The 2,637-nt window shown below is 49.7% G+C and carries 2 protein-coding genes and 1 pseudogene; all 3 read left to right on the forward strand.

Features of this window, described 5'->3' with window-relative positions; all coding sequences use genetic code 11:
* Positions 1–669: OprD family outer membrane porin (locus AC1DRN_RS29770; RefSeq protein ID WP_477786912.1), on the forward strand; the 669-nt coding region annotated here is incomplete at its 5' end.
* Positions 670–920: 251 nt separating this feature from the next.
* A pseudogene (locus AC1DRN_RS29775) lies at positions 921–1,760 on the forward strand (cache domain-containing protein); the annotation flags it as partial.
* Between the two features lie 126 nt (positions 1,761–1,886).
* Positions 1,887–2,637 (forward strand): methyl-accepting chemotaxis protein (locus AC1DRN_RS29780; protein WP_477786913.1); only part of this gene is annotated, 751 nt, incomplete at its 3' end.

Below are 2,637 nucleotides of genomic sequence, written 5' to 3' on the forward strand. Positions count from 1 at the left end.
GCCCAATACTATTACGCGAAACTAGAGGATTATTATCGACAGCATTTCGTTGGTGTACTGCATACATTTCCTATCGCCGAGGGGCAGGCGATCAAAACTGATTTGCGCTATTTCAAGACCGATGCGGATGGTGCAAATGATGCGGGTCAAGTCGGCTATCGGACAAGCGGATTCACCCGCAATGGTGATGGTCGTATCGATAATGATACGTGGAGCGCGGCGTTTACTTATACCTTTGGAGCCCACGCGCTGTTGGGCGGCTACCAATCAGTTTCGGACGATAGCAATTTCGTTCAGATGAGTCAGGGTGGCTTGCCTGATAAAGGCGCAGGCGGAAATAGCCTCTACCTTTATACCGATCGCCTTATTCAAAGCTTTAACCGCGCGGGTGAGCGCACAGCATTCACGCAATATAGCTATGACTTCGCGGCTTTGGGAGCGCCAGGGTTGAAGGCATCGGTGATGTATCTGAAAGGCACCGATATTAAGACGACGTCCGGAGACGATCAGAAAGAATGGGAGCGTGACTTCTCACTGGATTACGTTATCCAGTCTGGAACCATGCAAGGACTCGGTTTCGCTTGGCGAAACGGTGTGTCTCGCAGCGAGGCTTCCCGTGATCAGGACCAAAATAGATTCACTGTTAGCTACTCCATCCCACTTCTCTAACAAATTCAGTTTGTTGACTCGTCTGAGCTAAAGCTCTGGGCAGGCTCGCTTCCTAACCGAGCCAGCCTTTCCTAATCAGAATGCCGAACATGGATTGAGTAATTCCGATGGTCACTCACCTGAAATTCAGCCATAAAATACTGCTCGCCACATCCCTGGTAGTCGTCACGATATTTTCAGTCTTTGCAGCCTATGAAATTCAATTGCAACACCGCGTCATTGATCAAAATTTGGAGGCATCACTCAGCGAAATGAGCCGCCTCACAGCTTCGAATATTTCGCTTTGGCTCAGAAGCCGAATTGGTTTGGTGGAGTCAGAAGCTCAGGCTCTAGCAAAAGCGGAAAGCATCGATGCCTCTTCATTAATCTTGGAACGCCCTGTCTATCTAGAAGGCTTTTTGAAAACATTTTTTGGGCGTGCCGATGGGGCGTATACGATAAGACCCTTTGTCGCTGTCCCTGCTGATTATGATCCTCGTAATCGCCCATGGTATGCCTCGGCAGCGAGTACTGGCGGTACCGTTCTAACTCCTCCTTATGTATTTGCGTCGACAGGTAAATTGGGCATTACCATTGCCAGCCCGGTTTTTCAGAATAGTCGTATGACAGGAGTAGTCGGTGGCGATCTCGGACTAGAGTCAGTGCAGGAAATAGTCACTGCGTTGGACTCTAATGAAAGAGGCAAGGCGTTTCTTGTGGATAAAAATGGGAAGATTTTGGTTAGCTCGGATTCGAATATGGTTCTAAAGGGATTGTCCGATTTATTTCCTGGGCAAACTCCCGAAATCGGAAAAACCTACCAAACGATACGTTCAAATCAGCATGAGTATGTCGTTACGTTCGCGGAAGTAAGGGGATTGCCATCGGTCAAGTGGTATCTCGGATTAGCCGTGGACAAAGAGATTGCCTTCGCGTCCCTATCTGACATGCTTCACTCTGCGATCATAGGTTCTTTAATTGCGGTGGCCCTGGTGCTTATTTCGCTAGGATGCTTGATCAAGGTTCTGCTTAAACCGCTGCAACAACTCGCTGCATCCTTAAAAGAAATTGCGGAAGGTGACGGAGACCTAACACGGCGTCTCCCCCAAAATCGAAATGACGAATTTGGTCAACTGGCTGCTGCCTATAATCGTTTCATAGAACGCATTCAATCTTCGATTCGAGAGGTCTCGCTCAGCGCCGGACAACTCAATTTGTYGAGCCGGAAGGTGTTGGACGTGTCGACATCCTCCTTGCGTCAGTTCGATGAGCAGGAGCAGCGGATACAGAGCATCGCTGCAGCACTCAAGCAACTCGCCGCAACGGCCCAAGACATTGCTAAAAATGCCGCTTTTACCTCTAGTGAGGCGACCTCTGCTCGCGGTCAAGCCGAGGAAGGAAAAAACGTCCTGGATGACGCTCAGGTAGCCATGCAGTTATTGTCAGATGCAATCAGCAATGCTTGTGAACATATGAAGCAGTTGAACCTGAGGACGGACAACATCGGCAATATTCTGGAAGTCATCCAAGGGATTTCCGGACAGATAAATCTACTTGCATTGAATGCAGCCATCGAAGCTGCTCGGGCAGGTGAGGCCGGTCGTGGCTTCGCCGTTGTTGCCGACGAAGTTCGCAGCCTAGCCCACCGAACTCAGAGTTCGGCCGGYCAAATCCAGATTTTAATAGAGGAATTACAGGTCGGTGCTCGCACCACTGTCGAGCAGATGCTGGTGAACCAGAGCCAAAGTCAAACCAGTCTGGGAATAGCCCGTGATGCGAGCGCACGCTTTTGTTCGGTTACTGATCGTATGAGCCTTATCGATGGCCAAAGCTTGTCTATGGCCACAGCCACTGAGGAACAGACGGCAGTGATTGAGGGGCTTAATGCGGATATCAGTGAGATCAACGGAATCAATCAGTTCAACGTTAAGAACCTTGAAGAAACGTTAACCAGCTGTACGTCGCTGGACCGGGAGGCTGTGAAATTGC

The sequence above is a fragment of the Pseudomonas sp. P5_B3 genome (genome assembly GCF_056400405.1).